The 21,899-nt window shown below is 66.4% G+C and carries 17 protein-coding genes and 2 pseudogenes; 5 read left to right on the top strand and 14 right to left on the bottom strand.

The genetic code is table 11. The annotated features are described in order from the left end of the window. The first annotated feature begins 270 nt into the window (after positions 1–270). Complete coding sequence (mutS, locus tag BAY1663_RS02300; RefSeq protein WP_164838423.1) at positions 271–2,838, top strand: DNA mismatch repair protein MutS; 2,568 nt, start codon at positions 271–273, stop codon at positions 2,836–2,838. A gap of 122 nt (positions 2,839–2,960) precedes the next feature. Beyond that, on the top strand, positions 2,961–3,284 hold the full coding sequence (fdxA, locus tag BAY1663_RS02295) for a ferredoxin FdxA (RefSeq protein WP_037023371.1): 324 nt from the start codon (positions 2,961–2,963) through the stop codon (positions 3,282–3,284). Between the two features lie 75 nt (positions 3,285–3,359). Here the strand turns inward: fdxA and BAY1663_RS02290 are convergent, their stop codons facing one another. The 14 genes and pseudogenes from BAY1663_RS02290 to urtA form a co-directional block, all read right to left on the bottom strand. Further along, positions 3,360–3,551 carry a CsbD family protein gene (locus BAY1663_RS02290; RefSeq protein ID WP_037037675.1) on the bottom strand — a complete coding sequence of 64 codons (192 nt, stop codon included), beginning with the start codon at positions 3,549–3,551 and terminating at the stop codon, positions 3,360–3,362. Positions 3,552–3,637: 86 nt separating this feature from the next. Next, positions 3,638–4,627, bottom strand: a complete 990-nt coding sequence (locus tag BAY1663_RS02285) for a lysylphosphatidylglycerol synthase transmembrane domain-containing protein (RefSeq protein ID WP_037037674.1) — start codon at positions 4,625–4,627, stop codon at positions 3,638–3,640. Continuing rightward, positions 4,624–5,384 (bottom strand): annotated as a pseudogene (locus BAY1663_RS02280) (DUF2334 domain-containing protein). Before BAY1663_RS02280 ends, BAY1663_RS02285 begins: the two are co-directional and overlap by 4 nt. Beyond that, the gene (locus BAY1663_RS02275; protein WP_037037673.1) at positions 5,377–6,492 is read right to left on the bottom strand and encodes a glycosyltransferase family 1 protein; all 1,116 of its coding nucleotides are present in this window, start codon (positions 6,490–6,492) and stop codon (positions 5,377–5,379) included. The pseudogene BAY1663_RS02280 and the gene BAY1663_RS02275 overlap by 8 nt, the downstream one beginning before the upstream one ends. Positions 6,493–6,807: 315 nt before the next feature. Next, positions 6,808–7,683 (bottom strand): YihY/virulence factor BrkB family protein, encoded by an 876-nt coding sequence (locus BAY1663_RS02270; RefSeq protein ID WP_037037672.1) that lies wholly within the window; start codon positions 7,681–7,683, stop codon positions 6,808–6,810. 104 nt (positions 7,684–7,787) lie between these two features. Beyond that, positions 7,788–8,825, bottom strand: a complete 1,038-nt coding sequence (locus tag BAY1663_RS02265) for an AAA family ATPase (RefSeq protein WP_037037671.1) — start codon at positions 8,823–8,825, stop codon at positions 7,788–7,790. 80 nt (positions 8,826–8,905) lie between these two features. Beyond that, positions 8,906–9,943 (bottom strand): aliphatic amidase, encoded by a 1,038-nt coding sequence (locus BAY1663_RS02260; RefSeq protein ID WP_128576038.1) that lies wholly within the window; start codon positions 9,941–9,943, stop codon positions 8,906–8,908. A 142-nt stretch (positions 9,944–10,085) separates the two neighbouring features. Beyond that, positions 10,086–10,433 carry a zinc ribbon domain-containing protein gene (locus tag BAY1663_RS02255; protein ID WP_037037670.1) on the bottom strand — a complete coding sequence of 116 codons (348 nt, stop codon included), beginning with the start codon at positions 10,431–10,433 and terminating at the stop codon, positions 10,086–10,088. Positions 10,434–10,519: 86 nt separating this feature from the next. Next, complete coding sequence (gene fmdA / locus BAY1663_RS02250) at positions 10,520–11,749, bottom strand: formamidase (RefSeq protein WP_037037669.1); 1,230 nt, start codon at positions 11,747–11,749, stop codon at positions 10,520–10,522. Positions 11,750–11,957: 208 nt separating this feature from the next. Beyond that, entirely contained in the window at positions 11,958–12,647 is a 690-nt protein-coding gene (gene urtE / locus BAY1663_RS02245) for an urea ABC transporter ATP-binding subunit UrtE (RefSeq protein ID WP_037037668.1), read from the bottom strand. 143 nt (positions 12,648–12,790) lie between these two features. Next, on the bottom strand, positions 12,791–13,543 hold the full coding sequence (gene urtD, locus BAY1663_RS02240; protein ID WP_037037667.1) for an urea ABC transporter ATP-binding protein UrtD: 753 nt from the start codon (positions 13,541–13,543) through the stop codon (positions 12,791–12,793). After that, complete coding sequence (urtC, locus tag BAY1663_RS02235) at positions 13,540–14,733, bottom strand: urea ABC transporter permease subunit UrtC (protein WP_037037666.1); 1,194 nt, start codon at positions 14,731–14,733, stop codon at positions 13,540–13,542. Before urtC ends, urtD begins: the two co-directional genes overlap by 4 nt. A 46-nt stretch (positions 14,734–14,779) precedes the next feature. Then, positions 14,780–15,697, bottom strand: coding sequence for an urea ABC transporter permease subunit UrtB (gene urtB / locus BAY1663_RS02230; RefSeq protein ID WP_037037665.1), 918 nt, complete (start codon positions 15,695–15,697; stop codon positions 14,780–14,782). A 102-nt stretch (positions 15,698–15,799) separates the two neighbouring features. Beyond that, positions 15,800–16,960 (bottom strand): urea ABC transporter substrate-binding protein, encoded by a 1,161-nt coding sequence (gene urtA / locus BAY1663_RS02225; protein ID WP_371257577.1) that lies wholly within the window; start codon positions 16,958–16,960, stop codon positions 15,800–15,802. Positions 16,961–17,349: 389 nt separating this feature from the next. On the opposite strand from urtA, the pseudogene BAY1663_RS02220 reads away from it, so the two are divergent. The 3 genes and pseudogenes from BAY1663_RS02220 to BAY1663_RS02210 all read left to right on the top strand — a co-directional run bounded on the left by BAY1663_RS02220 (position 17,350) and on the right by BAY1663_RS02210 (position 21,834). Beyond that, positions 17,350–20,786: pseudogene (locus BAY1663_RS02220) on the top strand (ATP-binding protein). Continuing rightward, complete coding sequence (locus tag BAY1663_RS02215; protein WP_037037662.1) at positions 20,773–21,444, top strand: response regulator; 672 nt, start codon at positions 20,773–20,775, stop codon at positions 21,442–21,444. The pseudogene BAY1663_RS02220 and the gene BAY1663_RS02215 overlap by 14 nt, the downstream one beginning before the upstream one ends. A 156-nt stretch (positions 21,445–21,600) precedes the next feature. Beyond that, the gene (locus BAY1663_RS02210) at positions 21,601–21,834 is read left to right on the top strand and encodes a hypothetical protein (RefSeq protein WP_037037660.1); all 234 of its coding nucleotides are present in this window, start codon (positions 21,601–21,603) and stop codon (positions 21,832–21,834) included. Positions 21,835–21,899: the final 65 nt, after the last annotated feature.

Genomic DNA, 21,899 nt, shown 5'->3' with positions numbered 1-21,899 from the left:
TCTCAATTCCTTTTGATGTCAAATGGCCACAAATATATCAGGCCCGCCACACCTACGCCTGCTGGTGTCTGGTAGCGCGTGGTACCCTTGCGTCCATCGCCAAGCAGGTGGGCATAAGGCCTTCACCATGCCGGTCCAGATGTCGCCAAATGGATGGGCAACGAGCCCCCGAACGAGCTGCAACACATTTGGACAGGCATGCAGAAATGACAATGCCCCATATTTGCCCACGAAAAATACAACCTAGCTCTAAGCCTGATGAATAAAGCAATTTCTGATCTTTCGCAGCACACACCCATGATGCAACAGTACTGGAAGCTCAAGCGCGAGCATCCGGACCAGCTGATGTTCTATCGCATGGGCGACTTCTACGAGCTGTTCTACGACGACGCCAAGAAGGCTGCCGCGCTGCTGGACATCACCCTGACCGCGCGCGGTCAGTCGGCCGGCACCGCGATCCCCATGGCGGGAATTCCCTTCCATTCGGTGGAAGGCTACCTCGCGCGCCTGGTCAAGCTCGGCGAATCGGTGGTGATCTGCGAGCAGATCGGCGATCCCGCCGCCAGCAAGGGGCCGGTGGAGCGCAAGGTGGTGCGCATCATCACCCCGGGCACGGTGAGCGACGAGGCGCTGCTCGACGAGCGCCGCGACAATCTGCTGGCCGCGGTGGTCGGCGACGAGAAGCTGTTCGGCCTGTCGGTGCTGGACATCGCCAGCGGCCGCTTCAACGTGCAGGAACTCAAGGGTTGGGAAACCCTGCTGGCCGAGCTGGAGCGCCTGAGCCCGGCCGAGCTGCTGATCCCCGACGACTGGCCGCAGGGCCTGCCGCTGGAGAAACGCCGCGGCGTGCGCCGCCGCGCGCCCTGGGATTTCGACCGCGACTCGGCGTTCAAGAGCCTCTGCCAACAGTTCGCCACCCAGGACCTGAAGGGCTTCGGCTGCGAGAACCTGACGCTGGCCATCGGCGCCGCCGGCTGCCTGCTGGCCTACGCCAAGGAAACCCAGCGCACCGCCCTGCCCCACCTGCGCAGCCTGCGCCACGAACGCCTCGACGACACGGTGATCCTCGATGGCGCCACGCGCCGCAACCTGGAGCTGGACGTCAACCTCGCCGGAGGCCGCGACAACACCCTGCAGTCGGTGATGGACCGTTGCCAGACCGCCATGGGCTCGCGCCTGCTGACCCGCTGGCTGAACCGCCCGCTGCGCAACCGCGAGGTCCTCGAGGCGCGCCAGGACTCGATCACCTGCCTGCTGGAACACTACCGCTTCGAACAGTTGCAGCCGCAGCTCAAGGACATCGGCGACCTCGAGCGCATCCTCGCCCGCATCGGCCTGCGCAACGCCCGCCCACGCGACCTGGCGCGCCTGCGCGACGCCCTGGCTGCGCTGCCGCAACTGCAGGCCGGCATGCAGGAACTGGTCGCGCCGCATCTCAATGCGCTGGCCACGAGCATCGCCACCTATCCCGAACTGGCCGAGTTGCTGGCGCGGGCGATCATCGACAACCCGCCGGCGGTGATCCGCGACGGCGGCGTGCTCAAGACCGGCTATGACGCCGAGCTGGACGAGCTGCAGTCGCTCTCCGAGAACGCCGGCCAGTACCTGATGGACCTGGAAACCCGCGAGAAGGCCCGCACCGGCCTGGCCAACCTCAAGGTCGGCTACAACCGCGTGCACGGCTACTTCATCGAGCTGCCGAGCAAGCAGGCCGAATCCGCCCCGGCCGACTACATCCGCCGGCAGACGCTCAAGGGCGCCGAGCGCTTCATCACCCCCGAGCTCAAGGAATTCGAGGACAAGGCACTGTCGGCCAAGAGCCGCGCGCTGGCGCGCGAGAAGCTGCTCTACGACGAGCTGCTGGAAAAGCTCATCGAACACCTGGCGCCGCTGCAGGAAAGCGCCGCCGCCCTGGCCGAGCTGGACGTGCTGAGCAACCTCGCCGAACGCGCCCTGAACCTCGACCTCAATCGCCCGCGCTTCGTCGAGCAGCCCTGCATGCGCATCGAGCAGGGCCGCCATCCGGTGGTCGAGCAGGTACTGGAGACACCCTTCGTCGCCAACGACCTCGGCCTCGACGACGCCACCCGCATGCTGGTGATCACTGGGCCGAACATGGGCGGTAAATCCACCTACATGCGCCAGACCGCGCTGATCGTGTTGCTGGCGCAGATCGGCAGCTTCGTCCCGGCGGCGGCTTGCGAGCTGTCGCTGGTCGACCGTATCTTCACCCGCATCGGCTCCTCGGACGACCTCGCCGGCGGGCGCTCGACCTTCATGGTGGAAATGAGCGAGACCGCCAACATCCTGCACAACGCCAGCGACAAGAGTCTGGTGCTGATGGACGAAGTGGGCCGCGGCACCAGCACCTTCGACGGCCTGTCGCTGGCCTGGGCGGCGGCCGAGCACCTGGCCAAGCTGCGCGCCTTCACCCTGTTCGCCACCCACTACTTCGAGCTGACCGTGCTGCCGGAAAGCGAGCCGGTGGTGGCCAACGTGCACCTCTCGGCCACCGAGCACAACGAGCGTATCGTCTTCCTCCACCACGTGCTGCCGGGGCCGGCCAGCCAGAGCTACGGCCTGGCGGTGGCGCAACTGGCCGGCGTGCCGGGCGAGGTGATCCAGCGCGCACGCGACCATCTGTCGCGGCTGGAAACCACCAGCCTGCCCCACGAAGCGCCGAGAATAGCGCCCGGCCAACCAGCGCCCCCCTTGCAGAATGACCTGTTCGCCAGCCTGCCGCACCCGGTGATCGAGGAATTGGGACGCATCAATCCCGATGACATGACGCCGCGTCAGGCCCTGGAGCTGCTATACAGCTTGAAATCGCGCGTTTGATGCACCGAGAAAGCTGCTAGAATCGCGCGCATTTTTTGGATATGCGGCATTTGCCTGATGCCGCCTAGCCGCAGGGGCGTCACCGTAACGCCAACCTGACACGCCTGAGGAGATAGCTAGACATGACCTTCGTCGTCACCGACAACTGCATCAAGTGCAAATACACCGACTGCGTGGAAGTCTGCCCGGTGGACTGCTTCTACGAAGGCCCGAACTTCCTGGTGATCCACCCGGACGAGTGCATCGACTGCGCCCTCTGCGAGCCGGAGTGCCCGGCCCAGGCGATCTTCTCCGAGGACGAGGTGCCCGACGACCAGCAGGAATACATCGAGCTGAACGCCGACCTCGCCGAGGTCTGGCCGAACATCACCGAGAAGAAGGATGCGCTGCCGGACGCCGAGGAATGGGACGGCGTGAAGGACAAGTTGCAGTACCTGGAGCGCTGATCCTTCAGCCCGGCCAGCCATGCAGAAATGCCCGCAGCGATGCGGGCATTTTCGTTTGCGCAGCCGACAGCGGCCTCAGGTCCTGTCGATTCCCCGTTTCAGGGCATCCTTCACCTCGCCCTTGGCCTGCTGAGCTTCGCCCTTGATCTCCTGGCGCTGGCCTTCGCCCTTCAGGCGCTGGTTGTCCGTCGCTTCGCCCACGCCCTGCTTGATCTTGCCGACGGCTTCGTTGGCGTTGCCCTTGATCTTGTCTTCGCTGCTGCTCATGGCGGTCCCCTTCTGTTTTTATCGATGGCATGGGAGTGGACCGGGCGGGCGCGGCGATGGTTTCCCCCGGTCATCGGATCGCAGGTTCAGGCCTGTCGTGCGCGCAGCAGGCGGCGGAGCAAGGGCCGACCGGCCAGGTGCAGGAACACCGGCGCACCGACGATCAGGTAGAAGTAATAGGTCACGAAGCGCCAGATCAGGATCGCCGCGGCGGTCGCCGACTTGCCCACCATCGGCGTCAGCAGCGCCGCCGACGCCAGCTCGGCACTGCCGGCGCCGCCCGGCAGGAGGCTGAGCTGGCCGGCCGTCAGCGCCAGCAGCTGCACCAGGAAGGTCCAGGCCCAGGCGATCTCGCTGCCCAGCCCCCGCAACGTCAGGTAGAGCACGCTGTAGCGCAACAACCAGTGCGCAATGGTCAGGCCGAACACCGCCAGCAGGATCCGGCGCGGCAGGCGGAAACAGTCGACCAGCGCATTGCGAAACCCCAGCAACTTGCGCGCCCAGCGGCGCTTGCGCGAGGCCTGCACGCCCAGGCGGGTGACCAGCCAGCCGTTGAGCAGGAACACCTGGCGATGGAAGCGCCCGAGCAGCGCCAGCAACACCATCACCCCGATCAGCAGTGCCGCGCTGAAGCCCAGCAGGCTGGCCATGTAGGCGTTCAGCGCGTGGGTCAGTGCATAGAACAGTACGCCGACCAGCGCACAGGCGAAGAACAGCAGGTCGCTCAGCTGCTCGACCGCATAGGTCGCCGTCCCTCTCGCCGGTGCCACGCCCTGGCGCATCAGCAGGGCCATCAAGGTCAATGGCCCGCCGGCGCCGCCCGGCGTGGCGCAGATGGCGAATTCGGTGGCGATGACGATACCGAATGCACGCCGCTGCCCCAGCCTGCGCCGCCCCAGCAACAACCGCAGGCGCAAGGCATTGAGATACCAACCCAGCAGGATCATGCCGAGCATGATCGCCAGCAGGCTGGCCGGGAAGCGCCCCAGCCGCTCGAACAGGCCGGTGCCGCCCAGCAGCAGCGGAATCAGCGCCGCGGCGAACAGTGCGCCCAGCAGCCACCAGCGACGGTTCATGCCGCAGGACTCGACGGCGCGTAGCGGCGCAACCAGTCGACCTTGGTGGTCGGCTGCCGACCCTCCTGCAGCAGGCGCTGCAGCACGGCCAGCCAGTAGTCACGGGAAAAGCCGTGGCGCATGTCCACCGGATGCAGCCCCAGGCGCAGCAGCGGCGCCCGACGCTGCTGGCGAAGCTGCCCCTCGCTGACCAGCCAGGACAAACCGCGGCGCCAGGCACTGCGTGCGCTCCAGACCAACCCCGGCGCCACGATGGGCGTGAAGTCCGGCAGCAGGTAGAAGTGCCGTGGGTCGCTGGTGTACAGCAGCCCGCTGCCGGCCAGCGCACGGCGGGTGCCCGGCTCATCAGCCAGGCCGGCGCGACGAAGCCGTGCAGCGGCCAGCCGTAGTGACGGAACAACGTCAGCCCCTGCCCCAGCCGTTCGCGCGCGGCGTCCTCGGTCAGCGAATAGAACTCGCCTTCATGGGTATAGACCCGGCGCATGAACCAGTCCTTCGGCGTGCGTGGTGGCGCTGCCTGGTCGGCGTGATAGCAGCCGTGCAGCACCAGTTCGTCGCCACGTGCCAGGCGCCCGTCGAGCAGGCGGCGGAATGCCGGATGTGCCCGCAGCGGGTTGCGGTTATGGAAATCCGGCACCACCAGCCAGGTCATGGGCACGCCGCCGATCGCATCCACCGCCTCGACGAACGGCCGGTAGTCCGCCCAGGTTTCCGGCGCCACGTCGTGCAACACCAGCATCAGCGCGCGTTCAGACATTCAAGGCGACCGGCAGATCGGCGGTGCCGAGTACCGCGTGATAATGCGCGAGCAGCCCGGCGACCACCGCATCCCAGGCATGGTGCGCCTCCACGTGCTGACGGGCCTGCAGGCCGAGCATGCGCGGGCCGACCTCGAACAGCTCGCGCACGGCCCGGGCCATGGCATGCGCGTCCAGCGGCCGGCACAGCCGCCCGCTGTGGAAGGGCACCAGTTCGGGGAGCGCACCGGCGCGCGCCGCTACCACCGGAATACCGCAGGCCATCGCCTCCAGCACCACCAGGCCGAAGGTTTCCTGGTTGCCGGCATGCAGCAGCACATCGCTGCTGGCCAGCAAGCGTGCCACCTCGCTGGCGGGACAGAAGCGGTCGATCACCGTCACGTTGTCCGGCACCCGGTGCGGCATGCTCGAGCCCACCAGCAGCAGGTGATAGGGCTTGCCCAGCTGGCGCGCGGTGTCCAGCAGGACATGCAGGTTCTTTTCCCGCGAGCCGCGGCCGGCGAAGATCATCAGCCGGGTATCGTCCGCCAGCCCCAGCTCGGCGCGCAGGCCGGGCGCCCGGCGGCCAGGCTGGAAGGTGTCGAGATCGACCCCCAGCGGCTGCACGAAGACGTTGTTCACCCCCAGCTCGATGAGCTTGTCGGCCATCACCTGGCTGGGCGCGAGTACGCGGTCGAAGCTGCCGTACAGCCGCGAGACGTAGCCGTTCAGGTTGGTCCCCAGCCAGTGGCCGATCCGGTTGCTGACCAACAGCGGCAGGTCCGAATGATAGAAACCGATCACCGGCACATCCAGCCGGCGCCCGGCATCCAGCGCGGCCCAGGCGGTCATGTACGGGTCGCCGACCTCGATCAGGTCGGGGCGTAGCGAGCGCAGCAGATTGCGCCAGGGCGCGCGGCGCACCGGGAAACGGTAGCCCTTGCCGAACGGCAGCACCGGCGCGGGCACCTGGTAGACGCCGTTGTTGTGGCCATAGCAGCTGCCCGGCACCAGGATGCTGTGCCGAACGCCCGGGTAGAACTGAAGTCGACGGTGTTTCGCCTCGAGGTAGGTGCGCACGCCACCGCTGGCGGGTGCGTAGAACATGGTCATATCGGCAATATGCAAGATGCAGCGTCTCCGTTCGGTCCTCTGCGGGCCTGCGTAGCGTCCGGGCGCCGCACCGGTCGGTCCCACGCGAAGAACCCTGTATTGCAATAAATGACCGTTAGGCTGGAGAGTCGTTCGCGCCGCCGGGCCAGTAAGACCTTAGGGTCTGTTGCCATTTCGTTCGCGGCCGCGCCCGGCCCTTCGGGTTGCGCGGCAAATGGCGCCATGCGGCGTTGCGGGACTTGGCAAGGGAGCGACCATTGCCTGCGTCCCGCGCCTTGCCTGGCGCCATTTGACGCAGCAACGCGGCTCGCGACGAAACGGCAACAGACCCTAGGAGTCGAGGCGTTTGTCGCCGGGGTCCTTGCCCTCGGCCGAGGCATGCTCGATCACCGCGTTGAGTTCGGCGCCGAGCAACAGCACCGCGGCGGAGATGTAGAAATACAGCAGCAACACGATGATTGCCCCGATACTGCCGTAGGTCGCATCGTAATTGCCGAAGTTCTGCACATAGATGCCGAAGCCGATCGAGGCGACGATCCATACGATCACCGCCAGCACCGAGCCCGGCGTGATGAAACGGAACTCCTGCTCGACGTCCGGCGCGACGTAGTACAGCACCGCCACCACCAGCATCATCAGCAATACCGCGATCGGCCAGCGCAGCCAGCTCCATAGCAGCACCACGACGTCTTTCAGCCCGACCTGCTCGGCCAGCCAGCTGATCACCTGCGGTCCGATCACCATCAGGCCGGCGGCCAGCAGCAGCATGACCGCGATGCCGACGGTGTAGACGAGCGACAACAGGGCCAGCTTCCAGCTCGGGCGACCTTCCTGTACGTCGTAGGCCTTGTTCATCGCATTCATCAGCGAGCGCACACCCACCGAAGCCGTCCACAGCGCGACCAGGATACCGATGGAGAGCAGGCCGCCCTTCTGCTCCTGCAACTGGTCGATGACCGGGTTGACCTGATCCAGTGCCACCGGCGGCAGCACCAGCGAGGCCTGCTCGCGCAGCCAGGCGAAGAACTCCGGCAGGTGCAGGAAGCCCAGCAGGGCCATGAGGAAGAGCAGGAAGGGAAACAGCGAGAACAACGCCCGATAGGCCAGTGCCGAGGCGTAGGTGGACATGTCGTCGTTGCTGAACTCCTTGAAGGTGCGCTTGAGCAGGGTCAGCGCTCCGACCCCGCGCGTATCCAGGATTGCCATGCATTCCCCCAACCGGAACAGAACTGTCTGAATTGGGACGATGCCGCCGTGCAAGAGTTCGGCAGGCGTCGGGGGCGCGGGAGGCCCGGTGCGACGAACCCGGATCAGCGCAGCGCGACGACGCGCAACTGCTCGGCTAACACCTCGGCCGTGAAGCGCCGGCAGTCGGGATTGTCCAGCATGGCCTGCGCCAGCGCCGGTTCCAGCTGGGTCCGCAACCGGCGCGCCAGGTCGCGCGCGCCGAAACGGGCGTCGTGGCCGCTGCACAGCCAGTCCCGCGCCGGGGTGCTGACGAACAGCTCGCAGCGGGCCTTGCGCAACCGCTGGCCGAGCTTGCCGAGCTCGATGTCCAGCAGCGCCTGCAGCCATTGCCCATCGATCCGCTCGAAGGCCAGGATGCGGTCGATCCGGTTGAGGAATTCCGGCTCGAAATGCCGGTGCAAGGCCCGCTCCAGCAGCGTGCCCTCGCCTCGCGGCCGCAGGCGCAGCGCGCGGCGCCAGCCCCGTTGGAAGCGCGAGCGGTACTCGGCGGCGTCCTGCGCACCGATATTGCTGGTCATGAAGACCAGGCTGTTGCGAAAGTCGATGCGCCGCGTGCCGGCGGCGAGCGTCAGCTGGCCGCTGTCGAGCACGTTGAGCAGGCTGCGCACCACTTCCCGGCTGGCCTTCTCCAGCTCGTCGAAGAGGACGATGCCCGGCCGGCCGAAGCTGCCGGCGATGGCCTCGACATCGAACAGCGTGGTGCCCTCCTTGCTGCCGACGTAGCCCGGTGGCGCGCCGGTGAGCGCGGCGGCGTAATGTTCCTGGGCCAGGGTATTCATGTCGATGCGGCAGAAGGCGTCCGGCCGGCCATGGATGGCCTGCGCCAGCAGCCGGACGATCTCGGTCTTGCCGACCCCGGTGGGCCCCATGAACAGGTTGACCGCCAGCGGCCGCTCGGGGTCGCCGATATCGGCCTTGACCACCTTGAGCATCGCCTCCATGGCCGCCAGCGCGGCGTCCTGGCCGACGATGCGTGCGCGCAGCGATGTCATCACCACATCCGGCTCGAACAGGAAGCGCGACTGCTGCAACCTGGCCGCCACTTCCTGCTCGGCCAGGCGCTCGCGGTTGTGCTCGATCAAATCGTTGACGAAGGGCATGGCGTTCCTTCCGTAAACCTCAAGAGCATCGCCGGCAAGCCGGCTCCTACAAAAAAACCGGGCCTGCCGGCGGACACAGGTCAGCCAGCCGCCTTTTCCTTGCCGCCATGCGGCAGCTCGTACACCGGGCAATCGGCGACGCCGACGGTCCGGCGGGTGAGTTTCTCCACATCCTCCCGGGCCTTCTCGGCATCCAGCACCCAGGTGCGGTAGAACTCGAACGGGCAGTCGGCCACTCCCCGGTCGCCGTCGCCGGAGTTGTAGACGCCGGTGTAGCCGCGATGCAGCAGCTTGAACAGGTGGTTCTGCGACTGGTCGTTGGCGCGGGCGTCGCGGATCTGCGAGATGGACAGCTGGGCGTACTGGATGCCCATTTCCTCCTCGCCGCATTCGCCCAGGGTACGGCCGTCGAAGCCGATGATCGCCGAGTGGCCGAAATAGCTGTACACGCCGTCGAAGCCGGCGGCGTTGGCCACCGCCACGTAGCAGTTGTTGGCCCAGGCCATGGTCTTGGACATCAGCACCTGCTGCTCCTTGGCCGGGTACATGTAGCCCTGGCAGCGCACGATCAGCTCGGCGCCCTTCATCGCGCAGTCGCGCCAGATCTCCGGGTAGTTGCCGTCGTCGCAGATGATCAGGCTGATCTTCATGCCTTCGGGCCTTCGGTCACATAGGTACGGTCGCCCGGGTACCAGCTCGATCGGGCACCAGGGGATGCACTTGCGGTACTTCTGCACGATCTCGCCCGCATCGTTTATCAGCACCAGAGTGTTGTAGGGCGCCTTGGCCGGGTCTTCGTTGCGTTCGCCGGTCAGCGAGAAGATGCCCCAGGTCCTGGCCTCGCGGCAGGCGGAGGAGAAGATCGCGGTCTCCTCGCCGGGGATGGTGGTGGCGGTCTCCATCATCTCGCCGGGGTCGTACATGATGCCCATGGTGCTGTACTCGGGGAACACCACCAGGTCCATGCCCGGCAGGCCGAGTTTCATGCCCTTGATCATCTCGGCGATCTTGCGGGCGTTATCGAGCACTTCGGCCCTGGTGTGCAGGCGCGGCATCTTGTAGTTGACGACGGCGACGCCGACGGTATCGGGACTGCTGGAAATATCTCCGTGACGCATGGTGGGTCTCCGTTTGGTTCGGTTTGGCTCGCGGGCGGGCTCTCGGTGGAAAAGGCTTCGCCGTTTTCCACCCTACGCCGGAGGGCTTGGCAACGTAGGGTGGAAATCCGCGTAGCGATTTCCACCCTGCTGGAAACAATGGTTAGTGGCTGATCATCCACGGCCGCGCCGAGGGGCTGGCTTTCAGCCCGTGCGGGTTGGCCTTGGTCGGTGTGTTCGGCTTGCTCGGTCCGCAGCAGCTGCAGCCGGCGCCGTGCTTGCGGTTGGCCTTGTATTCGGCCAGCGACTGCGGCGCATGGGCACTGCGTTCGTTGGTCTCGATGGCACGGCGCTGGCTGCCGGCCATGGTCGCCAGGCCCGGCGCGCTGAGGATCACCCGCCGCGCCTCGCCGCCGCAGGCCGGGCAGGCGCACGGCTGGTCGCGGTCGGCCATGGGCCGCAGCATGGTGAAATCGCCGCAGGCGGCGCAGTCGTATTCGTAGATGGGCATGCTGATCGTCCTCTCGGCAACGTAGGTTGGGTCGGCTTAGTCCGTCCGTTGGGCTTCGCTTTCGCTCAACCCAACCTACGTTCCGGTCATTTGTCGTATGCGATGGGCATGTCGATGCTGCCGTCGAGGTGCTTGATCGGGCCGGCGGCGCTGGGGTTGATGTCGAACTCGAAGATATCGGTCGGCAGCCACAGCGTGGCGCAGGCGTTGGGGATGTCGACCACGCCGCTGATGTGCCCCTGCACCGGCGCCGAGCCGAGCAGCGAGTAGCCCTGGGCACCGGAATAGCCGAACTTCTTCAGGTACTCGATGGCGTTCAGGCAGGCCTGCTGGTAGGCCAGGTTGACGTCCAGGTAGGCCTGCTTGCCGCTGTCGTCCACCGAGATGCCTTCGAAGATCAGGTAGTTGTTGTAGGTGGGCACGATCGGGCTGGGCTTGAAGATCGGGTTCTTGATGCCGTACTTGGCCATGCCGCCCTTGATCAGCTCGACCTTCATATGCACCCAGCCGGCCATCTCGATGGCGCCGCAGAAAGTGATCTCGCCGTCGCCCTGGCTGAAGTGCAGGTCGCCCACCGACAACCCGGCACCGTCGACGTAGACCGGGAAGAAGATCTTCGAGCCGCGCGACAGGTCCTTGATGTCGCAGTTGCCGCCATGCTCGCGCGGCGGCACGGTACGCGCGCCCTCGGCGGCGATCTTGTCGCGCAGCGCGCCGGAGGCCTTGCCGGCGTGGGCGGTGGCGGCGAACGGCGGGTTGGCCAGCGGCGGCACGCGGGTCGGGTTGGTGTCGATCAGCGCCTGCTCGCGCTCGTTCCAGGCCGACAGCAGCTTGGGGTCGGGCAGGCAGCCGATCAGCCCGGGGTGGATCAGCCCGGCGAAGCGCACGCCGGGGATGTGCCGGCTCTTGGTGAACATGCCCTCGAAGTCCCAGATGGACTTCTGCGCCGCAGGGAAATAATCGGTGAGGAAGCCGCCGCCGTTGGTCTTCGAGAAGAAGCCGTTGAAGCCCCACAGCGAGTCCTGCTTGGCGCCGATGTCGAGCAGGTCGACCACCAGCAGGTCGCCCGGCTCGGCGCCCTTCACGCCCACCGGGCCGGACAGGTAGTGCACGGTGGACAGGTCCACGTCGCGCACGTCGCTGGCGTCATCGTCGTTCTTGATCGCGCCGCCGGTCCAGTCGTAGGTCTCGAGGATGAAGTCGTCGCCCGGGTTCACCCAGCAGGCCATGGGAATGTCCGGGTGCCAGCGGTTGTGGATCTGTTCGTTCTCGGGGGCGGGCTGGTTCAAATCGACCTTGATCAGGGTATCGGTCATGACGAAGCTCCTGGGACGTGGATGGAAATCAGCGTTGCGCTGAACACGGGAGCTAGTCTTCGCCGTCCTCGGTATTTGCGAAATACGTTGGATGACGTAGGGCAGCGGCGAGCTGTAAACGGCGAGAAAGACAAAAGCCGAGGCCCTGCGGTTGCGCAGTACCCCGGCTCTCTCTTGTAGCGTGCGGCTTGAAGCTTGCGGCTGCTTTTCAGACCGACAGGTAGCGGCTGATGGTCGCCTCGTCGGCGTTGGCCGCGCTTTCCTCTAGCACGAAGCGGCCCTTCTCGATCACCAGGAAGCGGTCGGCGATTTCCATGGTGAAGGACAGCACCTGCTCGGAGACGACGATGGTCAGGTCGCGCAAGTTGCGGATTTCCTTCAGCGTGCGGGCGATGTCCTTGATGATCGACGGCTGGATGCCCTCGGTGGGCTCGTCCAGCAGCAGCACCTTGGGATTGGTCGCCAACGCGCGGGCGATGGCCAGCTGCTGTTGCTGGCCGCCGGAGAGGTTGCCGCCCTTGCGCTTGCGCATCTCGTGCAGCACCGGGAACAGCGCGTAGAGGTCCTCCGGCACCTGGCCGCCGGCCGAGGCCGGCAGGCCGGTCTGGATGTTCTCCAGCACGGTCATGCTGGGGAAGATCATCCGCCCCTGGGGCACGTAGGCGACGCCGCTGGCCACCCGCTGGTGGGTCTCCAGCCCGGCGACCTCCTGGCCGTCGACCTTCACGCTGCCGGCCATCTGCGGCACGATGCCCATCAGGGTCTTGAACAGCGTGGTCTTGCCCATGCCGTTGCGGCCCATGACCGCGACGATTTCCTGCTTGTCGACCTTCAGCTCGAGGTCGTGAAGGATCTGGCTCTGGCCGTAGCCGGAGGCGAGATTGCTGATCTGGAACATGCTGAACTCCTTTTTTGTGCCTGTTGGGCGACACGCGTGGACATGCCTGCGGCGATGTCCACCCTACGGTGCGCGGGCCAGCCGTCGGCGTAGGGTGGATAACCGCGAAGCGTTATCCACGCATTGCCAGGGCCCGCACCACCTCAATGCCCCAGGTACACCTCGATCACCTTGGGATTGCTCTGCACCGCCTCCATGCTGCCCTCGGCCAGGACCTTGCCCTGGTGCAGCACCGTGACCTTGTGCGCGATGCTCTTGACGAACTCCATGTCGTGCTCGATCACCAGCACCGAGCGGCCCTGGCTGATGCGCTTGAGCAGCTCGGCGGTCTGCGCCCGCTCGCTGACGCTCATGCCGGCCACCGGTTCGTCGAGCATCAGCAGCGCCGGGTCCTGCATCAGCAGCATGCCGATCTCCAGCCACTGCTTCTGCCCGTGCGAGAGCAGCCCGGCCTCGTCGTGCAACTGGTCGGCCAGGCCGATTTCCGCGGCGACCTCCTCGACCCGCGCCACCACCTCGGCGCTGCGCTTGAAGAACAGCGCGCCGAACACCTTGCGCCCGGCCGGGTAGGACATTTCCAGGTTCTCGAACACGCTGAGGTTCTCGTAGATCGAGGGATTCTGGAACTTGCGCCCGACCCCGGCGCGAACGATGTCGAACTCCTTCATCTTCGTCAGCTCGCGGCCGTCGAACTGGATCGAGCCACCGCTGGCCTTGGTCTTGCCGCAGATCAGGTCGAGCACCGTGGTCTTGCCGGCGCCGTTGGGGCCGATCACCACGCGCACCTCGTTGCGGTCCAGGTAGAGATTGAGGTCGTCGACCGCCTTGAAGCCGTCGAAGGAAACCGTCAGGCCTTCGATGGCCAGCACCGGTTTAGGCATCTGAAATCCACTCATGGGGTGCTCTCCAGTTGCTTGGCGGGAACCGCATCGATCGTTCCGGCGCCCACGGTCGACTGCTGCTCGGCGGGTTGCGCCGCCGCTGGTCGCCGCCGGTCCGGCAGGCGCAAGCGCGCCAGCCACTTGCGGCCATGGCTCTGCCAGAGGCCGGCCAGGCCGTTGGGGAAGTACATGACCACGGCGATGAACAGCCCGCCCATGAAGTACAGCCACAGCTCCGGGAAGCTCTCGGAGAACACCGTCTTGCCGTAGTTCACCAGCAGCGCGCCGTACACCGCGCCAAGCAGCGACATGCGCCCACCGACGGCGGCGAAGATGACCATCTCGATCGACGGCACGATGCCGACGAAGCTCGGCGACATGAAGCCCACCTGCAGGGTGAACATCGCCCCGCCGATGGCCGAGAAGCTCGCCGCCACGCAGAACACGAAGATCTTGAAGCTGGCCACGTCGTAGCCGGAGAAACGCACCCGCTCTTCCTTGTCGCGCATGGCCATCAGCAGGCGGCCGAGCTTGGAGGCGAGGATGAAGCGGCCGAGCAGGATGCAGCCCAGCAGCAGCGCGGCGTTGACGAAGTAGAGGATGGTCTTCGCCTCGTGGCTGCGGATATCCCAGCCGAGCAGGGTCTTCAGGTCGGTGATGCCGTTGACCCCGCCGGTCAGGCCCTGCTGGCCGATGATCAGGATGGTCAGGATCGCCGCGATGGCCTGGGTAACGATGGAGAAGTACACGTCGCCCACGCGGCGCTTGAACATCGCCATGCCGATGATCAGCGCGAGGATCGCCGGCACCGCCACCACCGCGACCAGGGTGAAGCCGAAGCTCTGGAACGGTTGCCAGAACAACGGCAGCTCGGTGAGCTGGTTCCAGTCCATGAAGTCCGGAATGCCCGGCGTGGACTGGATGCGGGTGCTCTCCGGGTCCGACGCCTCCAGCTTGAGGAACATCGCCATGCAGTAGCCGCCAAGGCCGAAGAAGATGCCCTGGCCGAGGCTGAGAATGCCGCCATAGCCCCAGCACAGCACCAGCCCCACGGCGACGAAGGCGTAGGTCAGGTACTTGCCGACCATGTTCAGGCGGAAGGCATCCAGCGCCAGCGGAAATACCACCAGAATCAGCGCGGCGAGGATCAGCAGGCCGATGCCCCCCTGCTTGCCGCCGAGGAATTTATCGAGTGTCGTGTTCATGCCCTGGCCCTCACGTCGTTCGCCATCCCCACAAGAAAACAGCCCATCATTTGCGCACCTTGATCGAGAACAGCCCCTGCGGGCGCAGCATCAGGATCAGAATCACCGCCGACAGGGTCAGCACCTTGGCCATCGAACCGCTGATGAAGAATTCGGCGATCGATTGCGTCTGGGCGATGGAGAACGCCGAGGCGATGGTGCCGAACAGGCTGGCGGCGCCGCCGAAGACCACCACCAGAAAGGTGTCGACGATGTACAGCGAGCCGGACGTCGGCCCGGTCGAGCCGATGGTGGTGAACGCCGCGCCGGCGACCCCGGCCACGCCGCAGCCGAGGGCGAAGGTCATGCGGTCGACCTTTTTCGTGTTGATCCCCACCGCGCGGCTCATCACCCGGTTCTGCACCGTGGCGCGCACCTGCAGGCCCCAGCGCGAGCGGTACAGCAGGAAGAAGATCGCCGCGGTCAGCAGCAGCGTCACGGCCATCACGAACAGGCCGTTGCGCGGAATGTCGATGGCGTCGGTGGGGTTGAACGAGCCCATCAGCCAGTCCGGCATGCTGGCGCTGACCTCGCGCGCGCCGAAGATCGAGCGAAACGCCTGCTGCATCACCAGCGACAGCCCCCAGGTCGCCAGCAGCGTATCCAGCGGGCGCTGGTAGAGCTTGCTGATCAGTGCCCATTCGGCCAGCCAGCCCAGCGCCCCTGCGATGACGAAGGACAGCACGATGGCGACGAAGAAGTAGTAGGGCTGCAGCTCGGGCGCATATTTGAGCGTCAGCACCGAGACGAGATAGGTGGTGTAGGCGCCGACGGTGAGGAACTCGCCGTGGGCCATGTTGATCACCCCCATCTGGCCGAAGATGATCGCCAGGCCGAGGGCCATCAGCAGCAGCACGCAGAACACCGACAGCCCGTTGAAGCCCTGCATGGCCGCGATGGCACCAAACTCCGATAGCCATTCCATGATGGTCTCCTGAATCGTAAGAGAAGGCCGCAAGCCAAAAGCTGGAAGCGAAGAGCAGATCGCTTTTGCTTCCAGCTTCAGGCTTTCCGCTTCAAGCTGCCGTTACTGGTAGCCCTTCGGGAACGGGTTGGGTTCGATCAGATCGGACTCGTAGACCACCTGGAACTGGCCGTCGGCCTGCACCTGGCCGATGCGGGTCTTGCTCCACAGGTGATGGTTCTCGTGCACCTTAACGTAGCCTTCGGGAGCGGTGTTCAGCTCGATGTCCCTGGAGGCGGCGACCACCTTGTCGACGTCGAAGCTGCCGGCCTTCTCCACCGCGGCCTTCCACAGCCAGGGGCCGAGGTAGGCGGCCTGGGTCACGTCGCCGATCACCGCGTCGCTGCCGTACTTGGCCTTGAAGGCCTTGACGAATTCGGCGTTGTTCGGGTTGTCCAGGCTCTGGAAGTACTTCATCGAGGCGTAGAAGCCGGCCATGTTCTCGCCGCCGATGCCCAGCAGCTCGTCCTCGGTGACCGACAGGGTCAGCAGGGTCTGCTTGTCCGCGGTGATGCCGGCGGCCTTGAGCTGCTTGTAGAAGGCGACGTTGGAGCCGCCGACCACTGCGGCGAAGATCACGTCGGGCTTCTTCAGCTTGATCTTGTTGGTCAGCGAGCCGAACTGGGTGTTGCCCAGCGGGTAGTACTCCTCGCCGACCACCTTGCCGCCGAGCACGTTCTCGATGTGCTTGCGGGCGATCTTCATCGAGGTGCGCGGCCAGATGTAGTCCGAGCCGAGCAGGTAGAAGGTCTTGGCGCCCTTCTCCTTGGCGACCCAGTCGAGGCCGGCAAGGATCTGCTGGGTAGCCTCCTGGCCGGTGTAGACGACGTTCTTCGACTGCTCCAGCCCTTCATAGAAGGTCGGGTAGTAGAGCAGCCCGTTCTCGCGCTCGAAGATCGGCAGCACCGCCTTGCGCGAGGCCGAGGTCCAGCAGCCGAACACCGCGGCGACCTTGTCGCGTTCCAGCAGCTTCTTGGCCTTCTCGGCGAAGGTCGGCCAGTCGGAGGCGCCATCTTCCTGGACCACCTTGATCTGCCGGCCGAGGATGCCGCCCGCGGCGTTGATCTGCTCGATGGCCAGGCGCTCGGCCTGGATCGAGCCGGTCTCGGAAATGGCCATGGTGCCGGTGGCCGAATGCAGCTGGCCGACCACCACTTCCGTATCGGTGACGGCCAGCCCGGTGGTGTTGACCTCGGCGCTGGCGGTCGAGGCGAAGATGCTCATCGCCAGCAGCGAGAGTGCCGCAGCCCCCTGCGCGAGCCGGCGGGGAAGGCGGCGTGACGAACCCGTCAGTTTTGAATCCATGATGAATGCTCCTGTCTCGGTGGGCCGTGCATGGCTTGCGGCAGCCTGGCGGCTGCGGGCCGGCATCGGGTCGGGAGCAAGAATGGGCTCGGCGGGCGGGCCGGGGTATACGCAGGATGACGTAAAGGGGTACGTCATCTGACGTATCCGCGCCGGAGCGTTGCTGGTGCATCCTTGCGCCCGTATGGAGCACGGCCACGCATGCGTACCTGCCCGCGGCGGCGGAGCGCCGCTGCGCAGGCGTCTGGCACGCGGCCCGCCGTTCAATGCCAGGCAGTGCCGCACGGGGCACGGAAGTTGCTCGAGCCATGAAACGACCATCAGCCGGGGCCGCCCGCGTGCAACTCACAGGAACACAGCGCATCGTCAAGATCCGCCGCGACTACAACAGCTGGGTCGCCGACGAGACGCTGGAAGACTACGCCCTGCGCTTCACCCCAAGTCGTTCCGCAAGTGGTCGGAATTCCGCATCGCCAACACCGCCCTCGGCGCGGTGTCGTTCCTCGCCCTGGAGGCCATCGGCGGTACCCTGGCGCTTTCCTACGGGTTCACCAACACCCTCTGGGCGATCCTCGCCGTGGCCCTGGTGATCTTCCTCACCAGCCTGCCGATCAGCTACTACGCCGCGCGCTACGGCGTGGACATGGACCTGCTGACCCGCGGCGCCGGCTTCGGCTACTTCGGCTCGACCATCACCTCGCTGATCTACGCCAGCTTCACCTTCCTGTTCTTCGCCCTCGAGGCGGCGATCATGGCGCTGGCGTTGGAGCTGTACTTCGCCATCCCGCTGGCGCTGGCCTACGTGGTCTGCTCGATCATCATCGTGCCGCTGGTGACCTACGGCATCACCCTGATCAACCGCCTGCAACTGTGGACGCAGCCGGTCTGGCTGGCGCTGTTGCTGCTGCCCTATGCCTTCGTCATCGCCAAGAACCCCGGGGCGCTGGCCGACCTGACCAGCTTCGCCGGTCGCGAAGCCGATGGCGGCGCGTTCAACATGCTGTCGTTCGGCGCCGCCTGCACCGTGGCGCTGGCGCTGATCACGCAGATCGGCGAGCAGGTCGACTACCTGCGCTTCCTGCCGGAGAAGACCCGCCACAACCGCCGCCGCTGGTGGCTGGCAATGCTCGCCGCCGGCCCCGGCTGGATCATCCCCGGCGCGCTGAAGATGCTCGCCGGCGCCTTCCTCGCCTTCCTCGCGCTGCAGCACGAGATCCCGCTGGACAAGGCCGCCGAGCCGACGCAGATGTACCTGGTGGCCTTCAGCTACGTGTTCGCCTCGCCGGAATGGGCGCTGGGCGCGATGGTGCTGTTCGTCATCGTCTCGCAGGTGAAGATCAACGTGACCAACGCCTACGCCGGCTCGCTGGCCTGGTCGAACTTCTTCGCCCGCGTCACCCACAGCCACCCCGGCCGGGTGGTCTGGCTGGTGTTCAACGTGTCGATCGCGCTGATGCTGATGGAGCTCGGCGTGTTCGAGGCCATCGAGCAGGTGCTCGGGCTCTATGCCAACGTCGCCATCGCCTGGATCGGCGCGCTGGTGGCGGACCTGGTGATCAACAAGCCGCTGGGCCTGTCGCCGCGGGAGATCGAATTCAAGCGCGCGCACCTCTACGACATCAACCCGGTGGGCGTCGGCGCCATGCTGATCGCCTCGCTGCTGGCCATCCTCGCCCACAGCGGCGCCCTCGGCACGCTGGCCCAGGCGGCCTCGCCGATCATCGCGCTGGGCACGGCGCTGGTCTGCGCGCCGCTGATCGCCTGGCTCACCGGCGGGCGTTACTACATCGCGCGGCAACGCCAGCCGCAGTTGCTCTATCCCTACAGCGTGCGCGGCAAGGTCGCCTGCGTGCTGTGCAGCAATGCCTTCGAGGAGCCGGACACCGCCTTCTGCCCCGCCTACGGCGCGCCGATCTGCTCGCTGTGCTGCTCGCTCGATGCCCGCTGCGGCGACCTCTGCAAGCCCGACGCGCGCTTCTCCGCGCAATGGGAAAACCTCCTCCGCTGGGTCTTCCCGCAGGTCTCCATCCCTCGCCTGCACACCCGCCTGGCGCAGTATCTCGGCGTGCTCGGGCTGATCGTCGGGCTGCTCTCGCTGGCGCTCTGGCTGATCTACAGCCAAGTCTCGCCGGGTGTCGCGGCAGGCTCCCGGGAGGCCGGCGAAAGCCTCTACCAGGCCTTCATCAAGGCCTTCCTGACGCTGTCGCTGTTCGCCGGCATCCTCGCCTGGTGGGTGGTGCTGACGCGCGAGAGCCGCCGCGTCGCCCAGGAGGAATCCGACCGCCAGACCCACCTGCTGATGCAGGAGATCGAGGCCCACCGCAAGACCGACGAACAACTGCAGAAGGCCAAGGAAGCCTCCGAGGCCGCCAATGCCGCCAAGAGCCGCTACGTCACCGGCCTCTCCCACGAGCTGCGCACGCCGCTCAACAGCATCCTCGGCTACGCGCAGATCCTGCTGCGCGATACGGCGATGGCGACCCGGCACAAGGATGCCCTGGGCACCATCCACCGCAGCGGCGCGCACCTGCTGTCGCTGATCGACGGCCTGCTCGACGTGGCCCGGATCGAAGCCGGCAAGCTCAACCTCGAGCCTTCGGAGATCGCCTTCCCGGAATTCCTCGTCCAGCTGCGCCAGATGTTCGCGCCGCAGGCCGAGGAAAAGGGCCTGCGCTTCCACTTCGAAAGCCAGGGCCGCATGCCGGCCGTGGTGCGCGGCGACGAGAAGCGCGTGCGGCAGATCCTCATCAACCTGCTCGGCAACGCCGTGCGCTACACCGACGCCGGGAGCATCAGCCTGCGCACCAGCTACCTGCGCGAGACCGCCACCTTCGAGATCGCCGACACCGGCATCGGCATCGCCCCCGAACAGGTCGAGCGGCTGTTCCAGCCCTTCGAACGCGGCGACCCGCTGCGCCAGGACAACGGCCTGGGCCTCGGCCTGACCATCACCCGCATGCTGACCGCGCTGATGGGCGGCGAGCTGTCGGTGAAGAGCGAGCAAGGACGCGGCACCGTGTTCCAGCTGCGGCTGTTCCTCTCCGAGGTGCGCGTGCCGCAGGCGGTGGTGCACGTCGAGCACGACATCGTCGGCTACCTCGGTCCGCGCCGGCGCGTGCTGGTGGTCGACGACCATATCGAGCACCGCCGGGTGCTGGTCGGCATGCTCGAGCCGCTGGGCTTCGAGGTCCTGATGGCGGCCAACGGCCAGGAGGCGCTGAGCCAGGTGTCGCTGCACAATCCCGACCTGATCCTGATGGACCTGTCCATGCCGCAGCTGGACGGCTGGCAGACCGCCGCGCTGATTCGCCGCTCCATCGGCTCGACGGCGCCGATCATCGTCATCTCGGCCAACGCCTTCGTCGACGGCTCCAGCGTGGCCGCCGACTGCAACGACTACCTGCCCAAGCCGGTGCACGCGCCGATCCTGCTGGACAAGATCAGGCAGCAGCTGGCGCTGGAATGGATCCGGCGCGATGCGGGCCAGCCCAGGCCCCGCCCCGTCGGCCTGCCGGCGGCGGCCCTGCTGTCGCTCCAGCAACAGGCCTCGCTGGGTTACCTGCGCGGCGTGTTGCAACTGCTCGACCAGCTGGAGCGCGACGAACCCGCCGCCGCCCAGCAGATCGAGGCATTGCGCCAGCTGGCCAGGCGTTTCCAGCTCGACGAGCTGGGTCGGCGCCTCGACCAGGCGCTGCAGGCCGCCGAAAGCCCGCCCCCCACGGAGAACAGCCATGCATCCAGTTGATCATCCGCAGACCCAGGGCGTCGTGATGATCGTCGATGACGTCCCCGACAACCTCGCCCTGCTGTCGGGCGCCCTCGACCAGGCCGGCTACATGGTACTGGTGGCGCTCGACGGCCTCAGCGCACTGGAGCGCATGCAGCGCCTGAAACCCGACATCGTCCTGCTCGACGCCATGATGCCGGGGCTCGACGGCTTCGAGACCTGCCGCCGGATCAAGGCCCAGGCGGAGCTGGAAGACGTGCCGGTGCTGTTCATGACCGCCCTGACCGAAAGCGAACACGTGCTCGAAGGCTTCGAGGCCGGCGGCATCGACTACGTGACCAAGCCCATCCACCCGGAACAGGTGCTGGCCCGGGTGGCCGCCCACCTGCGTACCGCGCGCGCACTGCAGAGCGCCCGCCAGACCTCGCAGCAGTTGCAGGCGCCACCGGACGAACAACAGGTCCAGGCGATGCTGACCCAGCGCTTCCAGCTGACCGGGCGGGAGGTGGAAGTGCTGCACTGGGTCTCCTGCGGCAAGACCAACCGCGACATCGGCGACATCCTCGGCCTCAGCCCGCGCACGGTGAACAAGCACCTGGAACACGTCTACGTGAAGCTCGGCGTGGAAACCCGGACCGCCGCCGCGGCCATCGCGATGTCCGCCATTTCCCGCTAACCCAGGCTGCCCCCCACGGGTTGCGGCAGGACGAGCAGCACCCGGGAACGTTTCCAATGTGCGCCCTGTCTCAAGGTGGCTGATCGATATCAGGGTCACCTGCGATCGCCCCGCCTCCGGGATGTAGGCGGTCGCCACAACAAGAAGGACGACAGGATGTTTTCCAGCTATCTCTACGACGCCGCACTCATCTATAGCCTGGTCTTCACTTCGCTGGGGTTCGTGCTGGGCATGTTCTACAACCACCGCAAGGTCTTCCAGCTGGAAGACAAGGTGCACCGCCTCAAACGCACCATCCGCCACCTGCAGCGCAAGCTCGAACAGCCGCCGGCCGAGCAGCAGCCCGACGAACAGCCCGCGTGCCAGCAGGCCGCGCCCAGCGCACTCTGACAGGCCTGGCCGGCAACGGCATGTCGGCTTGAACGCTGCCGCCAGCGCCCCCAACGCTTGTCCAC

It is taken from the genome of Pseudomonas sp. BAY1663 (assembly GCF_000582595.1).
Classification (GTDB): domain Bacteria; phylum Pseudomonadota; class Gammaproteobacteria; order Pseudomonadales; family Pseudomonadaceae; genus Stutzerimonas; species Stutzerimonas stutzeri_AF.
The sequence above is the reverse complement of the archived record's forward strand: the minus strand, read 5'-3'. Positions and strand labels throughout refer to the sequence as shown.

Bases quoted from the DNA above. Each gene is read 5' to 3' on its own strand.
- fdxA (WP_037023371.1), top strand. From the start codon at position 2,961: ATGACCTTCGTCGTCACCGACAACTGCATCAAGTGCAAATACACCGAC.
- BAY1663_RS02290 (WP_037037675.1), bottom strand. From the start codon at position 3,551: ATGAGCAGCAGCGAAGACAAGATCAAGGGCAACGCCAACGAAGCCGTC.
- BAY1663_RS02285 (WP_037037674.1), bottom strand. From the start codon at position 4,627: ATGAACCGTCGCTGGTGGCTGCTGGGCGCACTGTTCGCCGCGGCGCTG.
- BAY1663_RS02270 (WP_037037672.1), bottom strand. From the start codon at position 7,683: ATGGCAATCCTGGATACGCGCGGGGTCGGAGCGCTGACCCTGCTCAAG.
- BAY1663_RS02265 (WP_037037671.1), bottom strand. From the start codon at position 8,825: ATGCCCTTCGTCAACGATTTGATCGAGCACAACCGCGAGCGCCTGGCC.
- BAY1663_RS02260 (WP_128576038.1), bottom strand. From the start codon at position 9,943: ATGCGTCACGGAGATATTTCCAGCAGTCCCGATACCGTCGGCGTCGCC.
- BAY1663_RS02255 (WP_037037670.1), bottom strand. From the start codon at position 10,433: ATGCCCATCTACGAATACGACTGCGCCGCCTGCGGCGATTTCACCATG.
- fmdA (WP_037037669.1), bottom strand. From the start codon at position 11,749: ATGACCGATACCCTGATCAAGGTCGATTTGAACCAGCCCGCCCCCGAG.
- urtE (WP_037037668.1), bottom strand. From the start codon at position 12,647: ATGTTCCAGATCAGCAATCTCGCCTCCGGCTACGGCCAGAGCCAGATC.
- urtD (WP_037037667.1), bottom strand. From the start codon at position 13,543: ATGAGTGGATTTCAGATGCCTAAACCGGTGCTGGCCATCGAAGGCCTG.
- urtC (WP_037037666.1), bottom strand. From the start codon at position 14,733: ATGAACACGACACTCGATAAATTCCTCGGCGGCAAGCAGGGGGGCATC.
- urtB (WP_037037665.1), bottom strand. From the start codon at position 15,697: ATGGAATGGCTATCGGAGTTTGGTGCCATCGCGGCCATGCAGGGCTTC.
- urtA (WP_371257577.1), bottom strand. From the start codon at position 16,960: ATGAGCATCTTCGCCTCGACCGCCAGCGCCGAGGTCAACACCACCGGG.
- BAY1663_RS02215 (WP_037037662.1), top strand. From the start codon at position 20,773: ATGCATCCAGTTGATCATCCGCAGACCCAGGGCGTCGTGATGATCGTC.
- BAY1663_RS02210 (WP_037037660.1), top strand. From the start codon at position 21,601: ATGTTTTCCAGCTATCTCTACGACGCCGCACTCATCTATAGCCTGGTC.